This is a genomic window from Fictibacillus sp. EA-CB0309 (assembly GCF_055814265.1).
This window is the reverse complement of sequence record NZ_CP169271.1, coordinates 1,067,554-1,087,236: the sequence shown is the minus strand read 5'-3', so window position 1 is coordinate 1,087,236 and position 19,683 is coordinate 1,067,554. Positions and strand designations below refer to the sequence as shown.

Annotated in this window: 16 protein-coding genes, 1 other RNA gene and 2 pseudogenes; 5 read left to right on the top strand and 14 right to left on the bottom strand. The window is 39.6% G+C overall.

All coding sequences use genetic code 11. The annotated features are described in order from the left end of the window. Positions 1-299: 299 nt before the first annotated feature. Positions 300-1,256, bottom strand: a complete 957-nt coding sequence (locus ACEWFH_RS05995; protein ID WP_473726507.1) for an STAS domain-containing protein — start codon at positions 1,254-1,256, stop codon at positions 300-302. Positions 1,257-1,558: 302 nt separating this feature from the next. Here ACEWFH_RS05995 and ACEWFH_RS05990 point away from each other — a divergent pair, with 302 nt between their 5' ends. Together ACEWFH_RS05990 and ACEWFH_RS05985 are read left to right on the top strand one after the other, a co-directional pair. Then, the gene (locus ACEWFH_RS05990) at positions 1,559-3,937 is read left to right on the top strand and encodes an immune inhibitor A domain-containing protein (protein WP_473726506.1); all 2,379 of its coding nucleotides are present in this window, start codon (positions 1,559-1,561) and stop codon (positions 3,935-3,937) included. A gap of 75 nt (positions 3,938-4,012) precedes the next feature. Continuing rightward, the gene (locus ACEWFH_RS05985) at positions 4,013-4,375 is read left to right on the top strand and encodes a hypothetical protein (RefSeq protein ID WP_473726505.1); all 363 of its coding nucleotides are present in this window, start codon (positions 4,013-4,015) and stop codon (positions 4,373-4,375) included. Positions 4,376-4,416: 41 nt separating this feature from the next. Here the strand turns inward: ACEWFH_RS05985 and ACEWFH_RS05980 are convergent, their stop codons facing one another. From ACEWFH_RS05980 to ACEWFH_RS05965, 4 genes are all read right to left on the bottom strand, one after another. After that, positions 4,417-4,929, bottom strand: coding sequence for a DinB family protein (locus tag ACEWFH_RS05980; RefSeq protein WP_473726504.1), 513 nt, complete (start codon positions 4,927-4,929; stop codon positions 4,417-4,419). Between the two features lie 400 nt (positions 4,930-5,329). Continuing rightward, positions 5,330-6,349 carry an LLM class flavin-dependent oxidoreductase gene (locus ACEWFH_RS05975; RefSeq protein WP_473726503.1) on the bottom strand — a complete coding sequence of 340 codons (1,020 nt, stop codon included), beginning with the start codon at positions 6,347-6,349 and terminating at the stop codon, positions 5,330-5,332. A gap of 100 nt (positions 6,350-6,449) precedes the next feature. Continuing rightward, the gene (locus ACEWFH_RS05970; RefSeq protein WP_473726502.1) at positions 6,450-7,448 is read right to left on the bottom strand and encodes an LLM class flavin-dependent oxidoreductase; all 999 of its coding nucleotides are present in this window, start codon (positions 7,446-7,448) and stop codon (positions 6,450-6,452) included. Positions 7,449-7,566: 118 nt separating this feature from the next. Beyond that, positions 7,567-8,802, bottom strand: coding sequence for an EAL and HDOD domain-containing protein (locus ACEWFH_RS05965; RefSeq protein WP_473726501.1), 1,236 nt, complete (start codon positions 8,800-8,802; stop codon positions 7,567-7,569). 225 nt (positions 8,803-9,027) lie between these two features. Between ACEWFH_RS05965 and ACEWFH_RS05960 the strand changes: the two genes are divergently transcribed. Beyond that, complete coding sequence (locus ACEWFH_RS05960; protein ID WP_473726500.1) at positions 9,028-9,558, top strand: general stress protein; 531 nt, start codon at positions 9,028-9,030, stop codon at positions 9,556-9,558. A gap of 17 nt (positions 9,559-9,575) precedes the next feature. Continuing rightward, on the top strand, positions 9,576-9,782 hold the full coding sequence (locus tag ACEWFH_RS05955) for a CsbD family protein (protein WP_289494541.1): 207 nt from the start codon (positions 9,576-9,578) through the stop codon (positions 9,780-9,782). Positions 9,783-9,834: 52 nt separating this feature from the next. Here the strand turns inward: ACEWFH_RS05955 and ACEWFH_RS05950 are convergent, their stop codons facing one another. The 5 genes and pseudogenes from ACEWFH_RS05950 to ACEWFH_RS05930 all read right to left on the bottom strand — a co-directional run bounded on the left by ACEWFH_RS05950 (position 9,835) and on the right by ACEWFH_RS05930 (position 14,450). Next, the gene (locus ACEWFH_RS05950; RefSeq protein ID WP_473726499.1) at positions 9,835-10,578 is read right to left on the bottom strand and encodes an LVIVD repeat-containing protein; all 744 of its coding nucleotides are present in this window, start codon (positions 10,576-10,578) and stop codon (positions 9,835-9,837) included. A 92-nt stretch (positions 10,579-10,670) separates the two neighbouring features. Further along, entirely contained in the window at positions 10,671-11,264 is a 594-nt protein-coding gene (locus tag ACEWFH_RS05945; protein ID WP_473726498.1) for a hypothetical protein, read from the bottom strand. Between the two features lie 218 nt (positions 11,265-11,482). Then, positions 11,483-12,318, bottom strand: a pseudogene (locus tag ACEWFH_RS05940) (undecaprenyl-diphosphate phosphatase). Positions 12,319-12,486: 168 nt separating this feature from the next. Then, a pseudogene (locus tag ACEWFH_RS05935) lies at positions 12,487-13,556 on the bottom strand (M42 family metallopeptidase). Positions 13,557-13,688: 132 nt separating this feature from the next. Next, positions 13,689-14,450, bottom strand: a complete 762-nt coding sequence (locus ACEWFH_RS05930; protein WP_473726497.1) for a hypothetical protein — start codon at positions 14,448-14,450, stop codon at positions 13,689-13,691. Between the two features lie 328 nt (positions 14,451-14,778). On the opposite strand from ACEWFH_RS05930, the gene ACEWFH_RS05925 reads away from it, so the two are divergent. Next, a complete protein-coding gene (locus tag ACEWFH_RS05925) occupies positions 14,779-15,213 on the top strand; it encodes an LAGLIDADG family homing endonuclease (RefSeq protein ID WP_473726496.1) in 435 nt (144 codons plus the stop codon). 316 nt (positions 15,214-15,529) lie between these two features. Here the strand turns inward: ACEWFH_RS05925 and ssrA are convergent. The 4 genes from ssrA to ACEWFH_RS05905 form a co-directional block, all read right to left on the bottom strand. Then, positions 15,530-15,866: a transfer-messenger RNA gene (ssrA, locus tag ACEWFH_RS05920) on the bottom strand. A gap of 146 nt (positions 15,867-16,012) precedes the next feature. Next, positions 16,013-16,480, bottom strand: a complete 468-nt coding sequence (gene smpB, locus ACEWFH_RS05915; RefSeq protein ID WP_066239234.1) for an SsrA-binding protein SmpB — start codon at positions 16,478-16,480, stop codon at positions 16,013-16,015. A 104-nt stretch (positions 16,481-16,584) separates the two neighbouring features. Further along, positions 16,585-18,876 (bottom strand): ribonuclease R, encoded by a 2,292-nt coding sequence (rnr, locus tag ACEWFH_RS05910; protein ID WP_473727228.1) that lies wholly within the window; start codon positions 18,874-18,876, stop codon positions 16,585-16,587. Between the two features lie 56 nt (positions 18,877-18,932). Then, entirely contained in the window at positions 18,933-19,679 is a 747-nt protein-coding gene (locus ACEWFH_RS05905; protein WP_473726495.1) for an alpha/beta hydrolase, read from the bottom strand. Positions 19,680-19,683: the final 4 nt, after the last annotated feature.

Here is a 19,683-nt window from a genome sequence, read left to right as displayed (position 1 = left end):
TTTTCAATGTTGTTCTTAGAAGGAGTTGATTTCCGCTCCAGGTTGCTCGCTTTCCACGAGGCGTACGGTGAGCCACATTCGTATGTTTCACTCTTAAGTGTCTCACCTGCCCGTTTCAAGGTAGTATTCTTGCTCCTGCGTCTACTAGCAAATGCTACCGAAGTGAGCTTCCTCGTCACATGCCTTGCAAGAAGCTCCTCAAGTGGTAGGCACGCACATTACCCTCCAATCAACTATCATAGAAGACAAAATTTGAAAGCAACAATCATTAGAAAAAGACCCTATAACAAAGTAAAAGATCACACGACAGTATGTGATCTTGAATGGTTGTTTTCCGTTTTATTCAGGCTAAACCCAATTTCAGATAGTGCACTTTCTAAGTTATTCGTAATCAATATGCCGTTAAAATCGACATCTATCTCAAGTGTTTTTATCGCTAAATCCGGTCTAAACCCAGTAAGAATTGGCGTTACACCGATTAATTTTAACAGCTTAACGATGTTTAAGAGATATTCACTAACCTTGTTGTTAATTCTGCTCACTCCAGAAAGATCAATAATCATATATTCAAGTTCTAAGTTTGTACTGCTCTCTAGAGTACTTTGAATAATGATATCAGCTCTATATTCATTGATATGTCCGATGATTGGGAGGATTGCAACGCCTTTCGTCAGTGGAACAATCGGTACTGATAGATCTTTAATCTCCTTGTTTGCCTTGTCTAACTCTAAAACATATGTTAACAGTGAGGACATCGTCTGAAAAAGTTCGATGTGCTGCTCCGTAAACTCAAATGAATCGGTATCTAAGCCACAGATCGTTCCGTAATTTTCACCATCTTCATAATAGATTGGAATAGCGATAAAGCTTCCTCCACCTAAGTTCGCTGTTACATTAAGATGATTTGTTAGTTCACTTTCCATAATATCTTCAATTAGTAAAATTTCATTTCCCCGATCCACGCTGATTTTACAAAACGTTTCATGAAATGGAAGTGTTGAACCCGCTTCAATTAAAATAGCATCCTTGTTTACTGCTTTTTTTATTTCATTTATTTGTTTGTCGTTTTTTGCAACAAATAATGTATTGATGTTGATAAATTTACTCATAAAATGAAGAATGTTTTCTGTTGCTTCTTCAAAGTTTCTGACAGATTTAGGATTAAGAGCAGAATTAAAATTCATAGACAAGGTAATTGACCAGCCTTTCGTTTTCGTGACTTCATTTTCATTTGTACTTTTTGATGGTCCACCCAATTACTTTCCCTTTGTTTAGTAAACTAAAACTTCTTTTGTTCAAACTCTTACCAAAGTTGTTTTATGCGCCTAAAGAACTATTTAGAAACCCCCATATCAGTACATTTATATTCATTTTCTTCATATAACACAAAATTGAAAATAGTTCTTTAAATAGTAAATAATCCCTATTCTAAAATAAAAACACGGGAGAAATCACCTATTCTAGTATTCGACATTACGTGGTAACATTTTGAATACACGGAATTATCCGACAATATTTGTCGGATATCGGTTAAAACAATACTTCTAGGGGGATTTTGGTGAAAAAAGGGAAATGGGTTTCTGCTGCCCTTGCAGCAATGTTAAGCTGCAGTGCTTTTTCAAGTGTAAGTGCTGCACCTATAAATGTGCTGTCAGATGGAAAAGCATCTCATGAACATGAAGGACATAAGCATACTGGTGGTCCGTTTGATTTAGGAATTGCAAACGATGAAAGATTAATAGAGATGCTTAAGAAAAAAGGTGAAATCAGCAAGAATGCTACTGAGGCAGATGCTCAGAAAAAATTACAACAATATCTACACAAAAAGCAAGAGAATGCTTCTAAATTTTCTGAGGGAGCTTTAGAAGACGAGCATAGCGAAAAGCGTAAAGAAATCACGAAAAAACACAAAAAAGAAGGACTTAAAAAAGACGGTAAAAAAGAGGATAAGATCAAGAACGTGAAAGAAGAAAAGTGGAAAGGACAAAAGCGTGTAGATAACGTTCTTGTTCTTTTGGTAGAGTATCCGGACTACCCTGCTACTAACATCAAATCTGAAGAAACGGATATGTTCTATGATGAATATACAAAAGAGCATTATGAGGATTTGGTCTTTGGAGATAAGGGTTATGAAGGACCGAATGGCGAAAAGTTAATTTCCATGAAGCAATATTATGAACAACAATCTGGTGGAAGCTATTCTGTAACGGGAAAAGTCGGCGGATGGTATAAGGCAAAACATCCTGCAGCTTACTATGGTGGGAATGTTCCTGATCCAGATGGTAATGATAAAGACGCTCGTTCTTTAGTAAAAGAAGCTTTAGAGGCTGCTGCAAAAGATCCGAATATTGACTTAGGTGAGTTCGACCAAGAGGATCGCTACGATCTAGATGGTGATGGCAATACGCGTGAGCCAGATGGCTTAGTTGATCACCTTATGATTGTTCACTCCAGCGTTGGTGAAGAAGCTGGCGGAGGCGCTCTTGAAGGAGACGCGATTTGGAGTCATCGCTGGAACCTTGGATCTGTTTTCCCAATTGAAGGAACAGAATCTGAAGTAGGTTATTGGGATGGTGCGATGGCAGCTTATGACTACACAGTTCAGCCTGCTGACGGTGCTGCTGGTGTGTTTGCACACGAATACGGTCATGACTTAGAACTTCCGGATGAATATGACACACAATACACAGGTCAAGGTGAACCAGTAGCCTATTGGTCTATCATGTCAAGCGGCAGCTGGGCTGGTAAAGTTCCTGGAACTGAACCAACTGGTTTTAGTGCTTGGTCGAAAGAATTCTTACAGTCTTATATCGGTGGTAACTGGTTAAGTGGAGAAACGTTTGTGTTGGATGAGATTGATCGTAAAGGAATTGACGTTCTTTTAGATCAAGGAAACACAAAAGGAACAAACAACGATGCGGTTCGTGTTGATCTTCCACAAAAAGAAACGACTGTAAACTCACCATATAGCGGTGAATATCAATATTTTAGTGGAAGTGGAGATGGTTTAGATAACTCATTGACTACTTCTCTTGACTTATCTAAAGCTTCAACAGCTTCGTTAAACTTTAAAACATGGTATGACATAGAAACAGATTGGGATTATGCTTCTGTAAAAGTAAAAGAAGAAGGATCTACTGAATGGAAAACAGTTAAAGGAAACCTTACAACTGAAACTGACCCGCATGATCAAAACCCTGGTCACGGAATTACGGGCAGCTCAAACGGTGAATGGGTGGACGGAGCGTTTAACCTTTCTGCATATGCTGGAAAGAAAATCGATTTGAAATTCAACTACTGGACAGATGTAGCGGCAACAATGCCTGGATTCTTTGTAGATGATATCTCTGTAGATGTTGATGGGTCAGAAGTATTATTTGATGATGCTGAAGGAACTTCCACATTTAAAGAAGAAGGTTTTACAAAGAACCAAGGAAAATTCTATTCTGATCATTACTACTTATTAGAATGGAGAAACCATCAAGGTGTAGATAAAGGCTTAGCTCATATCGCACGCGGTAAAAGCTTAATGTCTTATGATGGCGGTCTTGTGGTTTGGTACGTAGATAACAGCTATTCAGATAACTGGACAGGCATTCACCCTGGAGATGGTTTCTTAGGAGTAGTCGATGCTAACCAAGAAACACTTAAGTGGAGCGATGGAAAAGTTGCCTCTACTCGATATTTAGTCCATGATGCAGCATTCAACACAGAAAAAGGTAAACCAATGTTCTTAGATTATAGAGAACAGCTTGGCACAACTCTAACGGATAACGCTGTACATCCGAATCCTGTATTCAATGATAAAGATGATTACAGCAATCCTGGTTTAGTTGACGCTGGACGCAACGTTCCACAATACGGAATTAAGTTTGAAGTGACAGGAAAAAGCAAAGACGATTCCGTAGCAAAAATTAAAATTTCTCGTAAAAAGTAACATTTCATGAGCCCAACTGTATTTCTGCAGTTGGGTTTTCTTTAGAAGGGTAAACTGTATCTGTAAGGAGGGTGAATGATGAAAACGTTCATGCGGTCTTTTCTATTAATAAGCATATTGTCTATTTTGGTAAGCTGCAGCTCTCAAACAGAACCAAAGAATTCCGTTACAGAAAGCAGTAAAAAAGAGGAAGAAGCAGCCCATTCGTCGGATTCAGAAGTTAATAATGAGGTGAGTACGATGATCGCAAACGATGAAAAAATTATAGAAATGCTGAAGAAAAAAGGAGAAATCCCTGAGAATGCTACACCTGAGGAAATCAACCAAGCTCTTCAAAAGTATTTACAAAACAAGAATCCCGGAAATTTGCAAGACGAAAAGGAAAAGAAGAAATATATTAACGATTTAAAAGAAAAAATACAAAAAGGACAGAACTAGAAAAGGACATTCATCCGAACGTCCTTTTTTTATGCTTAAACTTAATTCTGATGCTGCAAGGAATAGAGATAAAAAATGTAATCAGTGGAAGCTCCCTTGTGACCTTGCTGATTTAAGATAGCGGAGATGTGTCCACGGTGATACGTGCCATGATTCACGATATGCTGAATAAGATCTGCATAGCTTCCGTGAAGTGTGCCAAAATGAGGATGATGAACAGTTGTATCTTGAGATAAGTCTACTTTTTGAGCCATAAATGTCTCATAAAACGTACCCATCTTCTCAAATTTATTCTCCATACCATTTAAATCAGCTTCCTTTAATTCCTGGTATAAAGGTTTGATGGAAGCTAGAATATCTTCAAACTTCTCTCCTTTTAGTGCCTTAAGCCAAACATAATCCACTTGATACATATGAATCAGAACATCTGCAACTGAAGGGAAAACACTGTCTACTTCCTTTCGATAAACTTCTGCTGGAAGACTTCTTAATTGCTCAAAGACTTTGCTATTTGCCCAAGTATTAAAGTGATATAGTTGTAGAGATTTATCCATTTTTACCTCCAATGGGGTTTAAGTTATACATACACTTTAAAACTTCTAGCTTTTTTAAATAAATCCTTTTAATAATACCAATAAACCGAACAAACGTTTTGTTATCGAAGCTGATTTTATAATGCGATTCTTTTTGATGGATGGAATAAGGAGGAAGGGCTTGAAGTGTGTTTGCGGAACGTACACTTTGTGAATTTGTTTGTATGAGGCAGCCATTATAATTTAATTACGAGGTAATCCAGTTTTTATACGAGGTAATTGCTAATAATTCCGCGCATACGCCTCATAATTCCATGTATAAAAAAATTTATCCGATTTTCGACAAATTAAAAGATGACTCATCACTTAAAATGAGTCATCTTCATCAAGAGCACCCCATCATTTTTGGAGTCTCCAGGTGTTAATTCTCTTTTACGATCTCAGCTAACAGCTCAAATGAGCGCAATCTTGCTTTATGATCATAGATTTGGCCATTAACGATTATCTCATCAGCCTGAGTTTCATCTATAAACGATTGCAGTTTTTCTTTTACTGTATCTGGACTGCCTACAAAAGTGGTCCGTAATTGCTGATCAAGCGCAGCTTTTTCATATGGACTCCAAATGCCATCCATACTTTCAACCGGCGGCTTAAGTTTTGAAGGGTTTCCACGAACTAAGTTTACAAACTGCTGCTGCAAGGATGTAGCGATTCTTGCTGCTTCTTCATCTGTATCTGCAACGACAACATTCGCTCCTACCATCGCGTACGGTTCATCCAGAACGTCTGATGGTGTAAATGTGTTTCGATACAACTCTAGAGCAGGAAGCGTATTATCTGGTGAAAAGTGACTGGCAAATGCAAAAGGCAGTCCCTCTCGTCCTGCTAAACGTGCACTAAATCCGCTTGAACCTAGAAGCCAGATCGGTATATTTTGGCCTTCTCCAGGAACCGCTCTAACTTTCATAGGTGTTTCTGAGCGTTCAGGATCCAGATAAGTGCGCAATTCCTCTAACTGGTAGGGAAAATCATCCCCCATGCTGCCTAGTTCACGGCGTAATGCTTGTGCCGTAATTTGATCGGTCCCAGGAGCACGTCCTAATCCTAAATCTATTCTTCCCGGAAATAGAGCATCCAACGTACCGAATTGTTCAGCTATCACGAGTGGCGCATGGTTAGGAAGCATGATCCCACCAGAACCTACACGTATTTTAGAAGTACCTCCAGCCACGTGACCAATGACAACCGAAGTGGCAGAGCTCGCAATCCCAGGCATATTGTGATGTTCCGCAAGCCAATAGCGGTTGTATCCCCATTTTTCAGCATGCTGAGCAAGATCTAGCGTATTCTTGAATGAATCAGTTACAGTTCCGCCTTCAATAACCGGGGCAAGGTCTAAAACAGACCACTTACTATCACTCAATCTCTTTTTATTGGACATCTTACCGTCCTCCTTATATAAAGCAACAAAAAATTAGCTACTATATTTTAATAATCGGTAATAGTATAACAAGGATGATTGCTGAAATAAAAAATTATGCTTATTTTAGTATTTCATTTGCAAGAAGCTCATAAGACCTTATTCGATCTTCATAAGAATGGGTAATCGTAACAATCATCATTTCATCTGCACCGTAGATCTCTTGCAGCTTGTTTATTTCCTCTTTTACTTCAGATGGGTTGCCAATAATCATTTTTCTTTTCGCCTCATTGATTAGCTGTTTTTGTTCGTCTTTTGAATAGTGGTCCAGTGCTTCCTCTATGGAAGGAACTCCGTCATTTCCTCCACCCATTGAGTTTTGTTTTCTCCATAAAATCCCCGGCAAAGCTAACTGTTCGGCCTTATCTGCTGTTTCTGCACAGATGACAGAAACGGCAATAATGGTCTCTGGTCTCTCTTGAGTTTTACTAGAAATAAATTGTTTTTTATAAGACGCCACAAATTCTGGTCCTGGCTTATCACTCATAAAATGACCGAACGCATAAGCCGTCCCGTACTCGGCAGCTAAAATTGCACTTTTTTGACTCGTGCCAAGAATCCAAGGAACAGGAGCAATTTCAGGAACTGGAGAGGCTTTTATTTTAGAAAATAGATCATCCGGCGGAAAATCATTATGTAAAAACTGCAGCAGTTGCTTAATCGATTTTGGCATTTGGCGTACATTTTCCAAAAAGTTCTCCGATAGTGCCATTGTTGCTTCTGCAGATCCACCAGGAGCGCGGCCAATTCCAAGGTCAATACGGCCAGGAAAAAGAGTGGCAAGCATATTATAGGATTCTGCAACTCGGTATGGTTTATAATGCGGCAGCAAAACAGCGCCAGCACCTAATCGTATTTTTTGAGTATGTGCCCCAATATAACTCAGCATCACTTCAGGAGCTGAGCAGGATAAACCTGAGAAATTGTGGTGTTCGGCTATCCAATAACGTGAATATCCCAGCTGTTCTCCCACTTTTGCTAGTTCCATTGAAGCTTGCAGCGCTTCACGCGAGGTTTTTCCGAAAGAGATAGGTGATTGATCTAAAATGCTTAATTTCATAACTTTCCTCCTCCCTTTCCATTAAGACATATTTTACTCCAAAACTGCTTATTTTACTTGGTATACAACTCCTCTAAAAAACGGCAAAGGACCTCTAGCTATTTAGAGGTCCTCATACTTATATGGTTTCTATAACACTTGTTTCAGGATCGGTTTGTAAAAATTGATTTGAAGACAATATACTTGCTCGATACTGCGCTAATAGTTCATCTTCTGTCGTTTTTAGTGTAAGGCATAAAGATTGAATTTCACTCCAAGCGCCGCGTTCCAAGTGCTGTACAATTGTTAAAGCTAGATTGTACTTAGCATTGTTCCCTAGGAGTGCATCAGCTAGCTCATTTGTAATGGGGATATCCTCGATAATATCTTTCATATTCTTACTCAGGAGTGTATCAATTAATGAGAACATACCAAACATATAGAGGTGATTTTTTGAAACACCTACAATGTTTGCAATCCGTTCAAAAAACACAGCTCTTGTTAAGCTCATTTTAACGATTTCCATTTGGTTATCCGCTCTGTTCAAAGTGGACATCATGAGGATCATAATTAATTTCTTAATCTCGTAAAGTCCGACCAATACTACCGCTTGTTTAATGGATGTGATTTTGCTCTTAAAGAAGTACGTTCCTGAATTCATCACTTTTAACAGCTTATATGAAAGCGATAAATCCCTCTGAATGAGACTGCTGATTTCATTAATATCCGGTTCTGAATTGTTGAGCTTTTCTAAAAGTAAAATATAGTTTGTAGGAATGGGCGCAATATCTTTTCCGTGTAAGATAATAGGCTTACTAAAGAAGTATCCTTGAAAATACTCAAAACCTAATCCTAGTGCTTCTTCAAATTGCTCTCGTGTTTCAATCTTTTCAGCTAAGAAGGTGACTTGACCCCTATAGGTTTCGATCATCCTCTGCATCTCGGTTACGTCCATTACTAAATAATCCACTTTTATAATATCGATATAAGGCAGCAGCGAATCAAGACCTTTGTTTACCGAAACATCATCGAGCGCGATGATATACCCCTTATTCTTCAACTCTTTGCAGACCGTTAGTATTTCTTCACTTAAACGGACATCTTCTAAGATCTCTACAACGATATACTCTGGTGAGATGTAGGTCGGAATTCGGTTTAGTAAAAGGTTTTCAGTAAAGTTTATAAAACACTTTTTCCGCTCACCCACCTCTTTTATCCCAATCCCTGCAATACTGTTCACCATAACATCAATCGTAGCACTGTCATGATCTAATCCTTCGTACCTATTTGTTGCACTATTTCTATATAAAAGTTCATAAGCGACAACATTCTCATCTTTGTCTAAAATAGGTTGCCTGCCGATAAAAATATCCATTACAATCACCATTTCAGTTTCTATTTCTTTTCTATTTCCTATATATAGACATCAAACCATAAATTGTAAGCTAGTACAATATACATTTTGTTGTTAAAATGTTCCAAATCCTATTGTGATTGAAGAAATGAGAAGTTTTTTCTCAAACCTGCTTACATACGTTTCGTTTTATCATCCAGTGGGAACACAAACAAGGTAACAATCTTCTATAAAAGGAGGCAGTCCATGGATACTCATAGTAAGGTGGTAGGCGTTTTCCGTACAGAAGATGATGCAATTGATGCGATCAAAGAATTGAGACATCAAGGTTATGACGAAAATGATATCTCGGTAATTGCAAAAGACAGAAAAGAAGTGAAACACATTCATGAAGAAACAGGTTCCAAAGCCCCTCAAGGTGCCGCGACTGGAATGGCTACAGGTGGTGTTCTTGGAGGTATTGGCGGATTACTGCTAGGTGCAGGAGCTCTCGCCATTCCAGGAATCGGACCGATCGTAGCAGCGGGACCAATTGCAGCCGCTCTTGGCGGAGCAGCAGTTGGAGCTGGCGCTGGCGGAATTGTTGGTGCTCTTGTAGGATTAGGTATTCCTGAAAATGAAGCGAAAGAATACGAACAATCTGTTGAAGCTGGGGACATTCTCGTTCTCGTTGATACAAAAGAAGTAGACCGACATAGGCAAGTAAACGATACATTCCGTAACTACCGTTCAACAAATGCACATCGTTATGAAGATTCATATTCCAACAAATATTAAAAGGAGGATGATTCAACATGAAAAACGATACAATGGAAGGCAAATGGAAACAGTTCAAAGGTGAAGCCAAAAAACAATGGGGCAACCTAACGGATGATGATTACGATCAAGCACAAGGTGACCGTGAAAAAATGATCGGCAAGATTCAGGAGCGACACGGCAGATCAAGAGAAGATGCTGAGCGTGAATATGACGACTGGTATAGCCGAGTTGGACAATATTAAAAAAGGACCCGCTAAGGTTAATACTTAGCGGGTTTTCCCATGTTTACAATACTTAGTTAAACAGATCTTCTTGCAAGTTCAACTTACTTACATTTTGATTAACTTTCTTCTGCAATACTTTTAATCCTTGGCCCATATCAGAAGCTAATATATAATTTCGATCCACAAAAACTCCCCATACGTTTGCTTTGTCGGATACATAAGAACCTACTTCAACTGGATTTGATGGATCCGTGAGATCAATCATACGTATGCCATCTGAATAATGAGATAAGTAGAGCGTGTTTCCTCTTATTTTTGGATCATGAACGGTATATGTTCCCGGTTTGCGCTCACCTGCTTTGATCTGCACCATTGAGTTTAACGTTCTAAAGGTACTTAGCAAGACAGGGTTGCTCTTATCCTTTATGTCATATACACGAACATACCCCCAACCTCTTTCAAATTCTGGATCATGAGGATCTGGATTAAATACTTCTCGTGTTTCAATCAAGATGTTTCCACCGTGAGCTAAAGCTGCCGAATGCGCTGCTCCTTGAACATCACGTTCGAATTTTGTTCTTCCTACAAACTTCGGATTTGCAGGGTCTTCAATATTTAAAATGATTGTACCAAGATCCCAATAAGAAAGGTATGCATATTTACCTGTTTCATCCGTGATGACACTATGTAAAAATGCAGTGCGCTGTGCTCCTGTCTCATCTTCATATTGATAGTCACCATTAAAGTCACCACCCACTTCAGTTGGATCCCAGTTTGAGAGTTCCTTCGGTTTACTAGGGTCTGTTACATCCACGATTGAAAAGTCATGTACATCTACCCCATCCTCCTTATAGCGGTGAGCCTGATAATTAGTAGCTAATAATAAGACTTTGTTATTCTGTTCTGTCAGCCAATGTTCATGCGTCCCCGTTGGCAGATTAGAAGGTGTTTTCCAAAACCTAGCTTCTTCGGCTCTTTAGGATTCGTCACATCGTATAACACCACACCACCATTTTCAGATGTTTCTCCCTCGTAGCCATATCGCTCTTTATCGACTCGCTGAACACTTACAGCAGCCAAGTCTCCTTTAAATGACGGAGTACTTACAGATTGAACGATTACTTTTTCCTGCCATGTTCCAGGAATATCATTCGCAAGAACTGCTACCTCTTTAGGATTAGCCGGATCCTTCATATCAAAAATTCGAACGCCTTCGTTTGTCATCTGACCACGGTGTGTACCAAGATAAGCATACCCTTTATATGCATATACATCTGCTGTTGTAGCAGGTTTTCCTTTAATGTTTTTTAGGGGAACAGCAGCCACTTCTTTTAGATGCTCAAAGTTTTTGGATCCTTCCACTTTTGGTATACCGCCAAATGTAGATTCTCCCGCTTCAATATAGCTTTTTTGCCCGTTTTCACAAGCAAGAGCGATTCCGCCGCCTGCTAAGGAAAGGGCAAGTGTACTCGACAAAATTTTCGATGCAAATTTGTTCATATCCGTATCTCCACCTCCATTGTAATAGTTCCTAGAATATAGGAGTTGATTCTTTAATAGAAGTGGGAAATTGACTAAATATTACAATATTTCCTTATGTACATTTACGTATTTTTACCTATATTCATCAGGACTATCTACCTTAAAAAAGCGCGGACAAATAAAAAAATCCTGAACTCAGGGACTTATAATCAGCCCGGAGTTCAGGATTAACATTTTTACATAATAACAATTAGAATAACAGCCACTAGTACTAAGCGATAAATCGCAAATGGTGTTAACTTTACTTTTTCGATAATGTTCAAGAAGAAATGGATAGATAGCATGGCGAAAATGAACGCGCTGATGAATCCAACCACAAAGAACGGCATAGCGTCCATCTTAAAGTATTCCAAGTTTTTTAAAAGTGAAATACCACTCGCACCAGCCATGATCGGAACGGCCATAATAAATGTAAAATCAGCTGCTGCACGGTGGCTAAGCCCAACTAGAACACCACCTGAAATCGTAGCACCTGAACGTGAGAATCCTGGCCAAAGTGACAAACATTGAATTAGTCCAATTGAGAAAGCTTGTTTGTATGTGATCTGATCAACACTTTCAATAACTGGGTTTTGATTTTTAGCAGCAAATTTATCTGCAAAAATCATAAGAACTGCACCAATTGCTAGTCCAACAAGCACTGTATTTGTAGTGAAAAGGTGCTCATCAATATAGTCTTCGAAAAGTACGCCAAGAATACCAGCAGGCAGTAATCCTACGATGACTTGAGTTAACTTTAGGCGACCACCAGTAACTTCATTCGTCGCTTTATTTCTTCTTAAACCAAGCATGTCGATAAATCGCTGTCTGAAGACGACAACGACTGCTAAGATTGAGCCAAGCTGAATAACAACTTTAAATGTGTTGGCCGGGTATTTCCCTAAAAATCCTGTGATTTTAGCCACATGTCATCGACAAGAATCATATGTCCTGTTGATGATACAGGAGCGAACTCCGTCAAACCTTCAACCATCCCTAAAATAAGGGCTTTTAACAATAATAGGATGTCCATAAAAATTACTGATCTCCTTTTACTACTTTTACTCTCATCTCTCTATAATAGACTTTTTTATATCATTAGCAAAGAATGATGTAAAACTTTTTATAACACTGTAACATATTGTGTAAAAGTGAGAAACCCCGTTGGATATAAATCCTACGGGGATTGTATGAGTGGTTATTAATAATTCAGCAGCGAATGAAGTTTTTCTTTATCAATAACCTTTACTAGTTCGACTAGAAGTTTTGCACTGTTTTCTAAATCGCTCTTGCTGATCATGGATGTGTGGCTATGGATATAACGCGCGGCAACTCCAACGACAAGACTTGGTATTCCTTTTTATAAAGGTGAAATTTTCCTGCATCCGTTCCGCCGCCAAGCATTACATCCACTTGGTACGGAATATTATTTTTCTCTGCAACCTCAATGACCAAGTCTCGGAAACCGGTGTGCGGAATCATGGATGAATCAAGAAACGTTATAAGCGGACCTTCTCCAAGCTTTGCTTTATTTGCATTACCTCCAGGGCCATCTTCTGCAACTCCTACATCCAGCGCGATTGCGACGTCAGGTTCCATAATAGCAGGTGCCGTAATTGCACCTCTGAGCCCTACTTCTTCCTGAACCGTTGCACCACAATAAACCGTGTTTGGGTGTTCTATGTTTTGAAGCTGCTGTAGTACTTTTAACGCTGTGTAACAGCCTGCCCTGTTATCGAGGGCCTTTGCGAGAATCGTGTCCCCATTTGGCATTAGTTCAAAAGGGCATATTGGAAGAATCGGATCACCTACTTTAATTCCCCATTCTTTCACTTGATCTTTATCATTTGCCCCAATATCAATAAACATTTCTTTCATTGGATACACGCGGTTACGTTCATCTGCTGTTAAAATGTGTGGAGCTTTTGAACCTATGACACCAGTGAACGTTTTGTTCTTCGTCTGAACATGTACCCGCTGCGCTAGAAGTACTTGTGACCACCAGCCTCCAAGGGGTACAAAGCGAAGATAGCCATCGTTAGTAATTTCGCTCACCATGAATCCTACCTCGTCCATGTGACCCGCGAGGAGAACTTTAGGACCATCACTTGCGGTTCCCGTTTTCTCTCCGAAAACACTTCCTAAGTTGTCTGTAACAAGACTTGCTCCTGTCTGCTCTATTTCACGTTTCATAATGTCCCGAATTGCTCTTTCAAACCCTGGTGCGCCGTTTGTTTCCGTTAATTCTTTTAACAAATCCACCTTAATCACCGTCCTATATGTATAGGATGGGAATATTTTTATGAATTATTACAGAAAAAATTGAGAATTATCGTTCTAGTGGGTATACTCTAAATCGGGCAAAAAAATGCCCTGTTTTAAAAAACAGGACACTAAACAATTTTAGAGTTTAAACCAGCCTCTAGATTCTAAATCTGCACAACATCTCTTCTTATGCTTTTTCTTCTTCTTACAATAAAAATCGCTTGAAGAGGACTCTTTGCAATAGCTAGATGAAGATGAAGATGAAGATGAAGACGAAGAGGATGAAGAGGATGAAGATGAAGATTCTTTTTTACACCAATAAGCGATTGAGCTTGAGCTAGAAGAGGACTCTTTCTTACAGCATTTAGAAGAAGATTCTTTTTTGCATTCTTCTTTCTTTTTCCCGCAAGGATTCTCTTTTTTACAGCATAAAATTCTGCAGTTGCTGCTCTCATGGTCACCAAGTTCTCCAGCTTGCTTAATAAAGTTAATTGAGCCAATTGGTATGAAAACGATATTTCCATCATCGATTTCAACGATTTGAATGGATTGGCGATTAACAGATGTAAGGACGCCTTCAATTTCTTCTTCGCCGCCATCGTTAACGGCTACCTTACAATTAATCAATTTATTTAAAATGCTACGGAAAGTATCATTACATACTTTTCTGCGTTCGTTATGGCAACAGCTCTTGTCGGATACAACTGCAATGTTTCTTACGTTGTTTAGAGGTAAATAGAACACCTCTCTGTCGTCAGTTTTAATCGCGATAAAATCTCTTCCAACACAGACAAGCTTACCCTCTATTTCAATGTCGTCAAAGCCTTCGTTTGCTATTACACGCTTACACAATAATTGGGCAACCTCTCGTGCGGAGAGTTTGTTATTCTTACAACTCAAAAAATTTCCTCCTGAAAATATGATTGACTATTCTTGTCCATGCATTATATGTAAGAACACGCTAAAAAGGCATAGGTAACTCGTCTATATTTCAGTTTTTTGAGTCATAGGATTTGTATTTATTTTAGAAAATTTGTTGAGGTTCAACTACATCCTCTTATTTTTATAATTTGTTGTCGCAAAAAAAGAAGAAATTGAAGGCAGTATAAAGAAGAAGTATGCTTAAAATGACTTGAGTTTTCAAAATAACAAGACTCAAAACAAGAACGTATGTTCCTTCGTTGTGTTATAATTAGATAAGAAATAATATATATCATAGGAGGATAAAATGGAAAACGTTGAAGCTGCTTATTTAGCTGGAATTATTGATGGAGAAGGCAGTATTACGTTAACAAGAATGCATAATAAAGAATTTCGACGCCCTTGTATTTCCATTGCTTCTACTGACTTAGAACTTCTTACTTATATTAATTCAATTGTAAGGGGCAGAATAAATTTCAAGAAAAATTATTATCCAGATAAACATAAAAATTCCTATACCCTGACTATTAAGAAGAAAGAAACTGTTATGGTTGTACTATCGGAAATACTGCCATATTTAAGGATTGAAAGAAAAATAAAGCGAACAAAATTTATTCTCAATCATTACAATACAGTTACTCCCCGTAATGGGAAGTACACTCCAGAAATGTTAAAAGCAAAATTGCATTTTGAAGAAGCTTTTTTGAAATATAAAAAAAGACCAGCAAATGATGATTGCTGATCTGTTATCCACCTATGTATTGGTGGAGACGGTGGGACATGTTGTTCCATGCTTTCGTCATGGCACTGACTATATCTTGAACCTGATTTTTCCAGGTCCCCCGGCGTATTATACGAAACATAAATTTACTTGTATCCAAGCAGAATTTCGTATCCTAGTACTACCAAAAAACTTGGCAGCCTATAAGTCGATACATGGCTGTTGGATTGCTCCACATACCACTCGGCATTGCCTTGCAGCGAAAGTTTTCACTGGTTAGGTTTCACCGATAAAGCCGGATTTTCACTTATGTGTTACCACACAAGGCGACTAAAACTAATCGAACCCACGTCCAAAGATATTGGCACTTAAGCTTCTACGAGTGTAGTCGGTTCATTCGTATTTCGCGGATCCATCTGCCAGCCGACAGGCGTCCGGATCGCTAGCCTGATTATTCTCTTCCATCGTCCTCAGGCGGAGGACAACCGGCGTAGCCCACTAAGAGTGAGTCCCTTACCCTACCACATGGGCGATGGAGGGAGGAACAGCTAAAGTGCTATTACGCAGCTAAAGCTAAGTTGTTGTTTTGTTTGCCAGTTATTGGCTGTGGCGTTTTAACGAGGCCGACCCCTCGACTCGCAACTTAAGCTCAAACTACCCCTGTCGAATCCGTAACGTCCCCATATAAAATGGTAAGCAAGAAATTAATCCTGCCGAACCTCGGAGAGAGATAAAAGCTTATTGCTCTTATTCACTTGTGTACTCAGTATAACATTTTCACCCTTGCGTCTCAATTGTAAGTTCCTGTAAAAGGAACCAATTACGCTTTCTGACGATCTCGGAATGCACGCTCAATTTCTCGTTTTGCATCCTTTTTCTTCAGGTCGTCACGCTTATCGTAATGCTTTTTACCTTTCGCAAGTCCAATCAATAGCTTGGCGAAACCATTCTTTAAGTACATTTTCAAAGGAACAATCGAATATCCTTGTTCTTTTGTAGCACCTAACAGCTTGTTGATTTCTTTGCGATGCAAAAGCAGCTTACGCGTACGAAGCGGATCATGGTTATAGCGGTTTCCTTGTTCGTACGTGCTGATGTGCATGTTGTGTAAAAACAACTCGCCATTTTGCACACGTGCGAAGGAATCTTTTAAATTTGCCCTGCCTGCGCGAATAGATTTAATCTCCGTGCCCTGAAGGACAATTCCAGCTTCAAATGTTTCTTCAACGTGGTAATCGTGCCGCGCTTTCTTGTTCTGTGCGACTACTTTCCCTTCTCCTTTTGGCATGTAAAACTCAATCCTCCCCACAGCAAGTGAACTTTAATTATAGCAATATGGTCAAATAACGTCAAGGTTCACCACTTGAGATGAACCTTGACAAGTCAACCAGCTTATTTCTTCTTTTTCTTGCCCTTCTTTTTAGCAACAGGCTTATAAAAAGGCTTTTTCTTGCCCTTTTTTGAATCTTGAGGACCGCTGGAACGCTCGGACTCACTCTTACGATTCTTGCTTCGTCTGCCGCGACCCCGTTTTGGTGTATCACCGATATCTATCACTTGCTGACGATCTTTATGGCGTTTACGAGGCGTGCCTTTCATACCGACAATTTCAAAATCAATCGCGCGTTCATCAACGTTTACGTTTACAACACGAATGGAAATTTCGTCACCGATACGGAATACATTACCTGTTCGTTCACCGATCATCGCCATAAACTTTTCGTCAAAACGGTAATAATCGTCCGTTAAGTAGCTAACGTGCACTAAACCTTCAATTGTGTTTGGCAGCTCGATAAACAAACCAAAGTTCGTAACGGAACTGATCACACCATCAAACTCTTCCCCAACTTTATCAAGCATAAACTGTGCTTTTTTCAGCTCATCTGTTTCACGCTCAGCTTCAACTGCACGACGCTCCATCGCTGATGAATGCTTCGCGATACCTGGCAGTTCGGCTTTCCAATGACTGACGGTTTTCGGACTTGTATCTTTTTTGAATAGATAAGTACGAATCAATCGGTGTACGATTAAATCCGGATAACGTCGAATTGGTGATGTGAAATGCGTGTAGAACTCAGTCGCTAAGCCATAGTGACCAAGTGACATATGATCATACTTTGCTTGCTTCATGGAGCGAAGCATGATTTTTGAGATCACCATTTCCTCTGGCTCGCCTTTAACCGTTTCTAGTAACTGTTGAAGACTGCGAGGGTGAATATCGCTCGCGGTTCCTTTTAACGCATAACCAAACATGCCAATAAACTCTAAGAAACGCTCTAACTTACCTTCGTCTGGATCTTCATGAATTCGATACATGAACGGAAGCTCGAGTTCATGAAAATGCTGTGCTACCGTTTCATTGGCACAAAGCATGAATTCTTCAATCAGCTTTTCAGCAACGGAACGTTCACGAAGTACTACGTCTTGCGGATCGCTGTTTTCATCAACAAGTACTTTTGCTTCTGAAAAATCAAAGTCAATCGCACCGCGCGCAAACCGTTTTTTGCGTAAAACGTCTGCAAGCTCTCCCATTAATTTAAAGAATGGAATAAGAGATTCGTACTTCTTGTTAACTTCCTCATCTTCATCCTGCAGAATTTTTCGAACGTCTGTATAAGTCATTCTCTCTGTAGTTTTAATTACACTTGGGAAGATTTCGTGTTTGATAACCTCTCCATCGTGGTTGATCTCCATTTCGCATGAGATCGTCAGCCTATCCACTTTCGGATTCAATGAACAGATTCCATTTGATAGACGATGAGGAATCATCGGAATCACTCGGTCGACCAAGTACACACTCGTACCGCGTTCCTGTGCTTCTTTATCAATCGGAGAATCCTCTGTTACATAGTGGGTAACATCCGCGATATGTACGCCAAGCTTGTAATGACCGTTTGGCAGCTTGATTACATGAACCGCGTCATCCAGGTCTTTTGCGTCCGCTCCATCTATCGTTACAATCGTTTCATTGCGAAGATCACGGCGTCCTTCAATATCGTTCGGATCAATGACATCCGGTGTGTTATGCGCCTGCTCTAATGCTTCAACTGGAAACTCCTTTGGCAATCCATGCTTAAATATAACGGAAATGATGTCTACGCCAGGGTCATTTTTATGACCGATGATATGGATGATCTCCCCTTCAGCACTGTTTCTGCCTTCTGGGTATTTCGTTATTTTAACCAATACTTTATGGCCTTCCACAGCCCCGTTTACCCCATCTGCTGGGATAAAGATATCATTTGGGATACGTTTATCATCAGCAACAACAAAACCGAATTTGCGGCTCTCTTGGAACGTACCTACTACTTCTGTTACGCCGCGTTCCAAAATACGAATGATGGTTCCTTCTGGACGAGAACCGGAAGATGTTTGATTTAACCGAACAAGAACGGTATCACCGCTCATCGCACCATTCATATCCGATTGTGAGATGTATACGTCTTTTTGCTCACTCTCTTCAGGAATCAAAAAAGCAAAGCCTTTTGCGTGGCCTTGAACGCGTCCTTTGATGAGACTCATCTTTTCTGGCAGTCCATAGCGATTCGTACGTGTTCGGACAACAGATCCTTCATCTTCTAGTTCGTTTAGTGTTAAAACCAGTTTCTTGAAAGCTTCAGCATCAGGAAGTTGAAGAGCTTCTTCAATCTCTGTCACTGTCATCGGTTTTTCCGATTCTTTCATGAGCTGGAGTATTTGCAGTTTATCCAAAAACTGACCTCCTTTTAAAGGAAAAAGTTCTATTCCGACCAGTCGAGGTCTTCTAAGAAAGCATAAACATCTTCATGCAGCTGTTCTTTTTCCTTGTCTAATGTAATCACATGTGTTGAATTTTCGTACCATTTTAAATCTTTCTTATCACTTTCTACTTCTTCATAAATAATATTTGCAGAATCTGTGTTAATCATCTCATCATGTCTAGCCTGCACAACAAACGTGGGTGCGTATACGAGATCAACAGAATTTCTTACACTTTGAATAAGATCTTGAAGAGCTTTTAACGTATTCATCGGTGTCTTCTTGAAGTCTTCCATCTCTTGCTCTATTTGTTCTGGCGTTTTCTGCTCACGCTTTTTATATTCTTCAGCGTACTCGCAAACCCCTTTATACATCACTTCTTCGCTTTTGATAGACATTGGTGCACACATTGGGATCACTGCTTTTACAGGCTGTTCAGTTGCCAGCTTAAGTGAGAATACTCCACCTAAAGAAAGCCCGCATACTGCAATTTCATCGTATCCTTTTTCTTTTAGGTGATTGTAGCCGCCAATCACATCTTCCCACCAGTCTTCAGGGCCAGTGTGTACTAATTCTTCAGGGGGTACGGCGTGTCCTTTGTACTGAGGGGCATGACACGTATACCCCTTCTTCTGCAGAAATCTCCCCATCATTCGTACATCTGCTGAACTGCCGGTAAACCCGTGCAGCATTAAGACTGCCCGCTTTCCTCCTTCAAAGAAAAACGGTTTTGGTGCTGTGATTTTCATGAAT

What these genes read in the sequence shown, in the direction of transcription:
- ACEWFH_RS05905 (WP_473726495.1), bottom strand. Translation starts at nt 19,679, where the DNA reads ATGAAAATCACAGCACCAAAACCGTTTTTCTTTGAAGGAGGAAAGCGG.
- ACEWFH_RS05980 (WP_473726504.1), bottom strand. Translation starts at nt 4,929, where the DNA reads ATGGATAAATCTCTACAACTATATCACTTTAATACTTGGGCAAATAGC.
- smpB (WP_066239234.1), bottom strand. Translation starts at nt 16,480, where the DNA reads ATGCCAAAAGGAGAAGGGAAAGTAGTCGCACAGAACAAGAAAGCGCGG.
- rnr (WP_473727228.1), bottom strand. Translation starts at nt 18,876, where the DNA reads ATGAAAGAATCGGAAAAACCGATGACAGTGACAGAGATTGAAGAAGCT.
- ACEWFH_RS05955 (WP_289494541.1), top strand. Translation starts at nt 9,576, where the DNA reads ATGAAAAACGATACAATGGAAGGCAAATGGAAACAGTTCAAAGGTGAA.
- ACEWFH_RS05970 (WP_473726502.1), bottom strand. Translation starts at nt 7,448, where the DNA reads ATGAAATTAAGCATTTTAGATCAATCACCTATCTCTTTCGGAAAAACC.
- ACEWFH_RS05945 (WP_473726498.1), bottom strand. Translation starts at nt 11,264, where the DNA reads ATGAACAAATTTGCATCGAAAATTTTGTCGAGTACACTTGCCCTTTCC.
- ACEWFH_RS05985 (WP_473726505.1), top strand. Translation starts at nt 4,013, where the DNA reads ATGATGAAAACGTTCATGCGGTCTTTTCTATTAATAAGCATATTGTCT.
- ACEWFH_RS05960 (WP_473726500.1), top strand. Translation starts at nt 9,028, where the DNA reads ATGGATACTCATAGTAAGGTGGTAGGCGTTTTCCGTACAGAAGATGAT.
- ACEWFH_RS05925 (WP_473726496.1), top strand. Translation starts at nt 14,779, where the DNA reads ATGGAAAACGTTGAAGCTGCTTATTTAGCTGGAATTATTGATGGAGAA.
- ACEWFH_RS05965 (WP_473726501.1), bottom strand. Translation starts at nt 8,802, where the DNA reads ATGGATATTTTTATCGGCAGGCAACCTATTTTAGACAAAGATGAGAAT.
- ACEWFH_RS05975 (WP_473726503.1), bottom strand. Translation starts at nt 6,349, where the DNA reads ATGTCCAATAAAAAGAGATTGAGTGATAGTAAGTGGTCTGTTTTAGAC.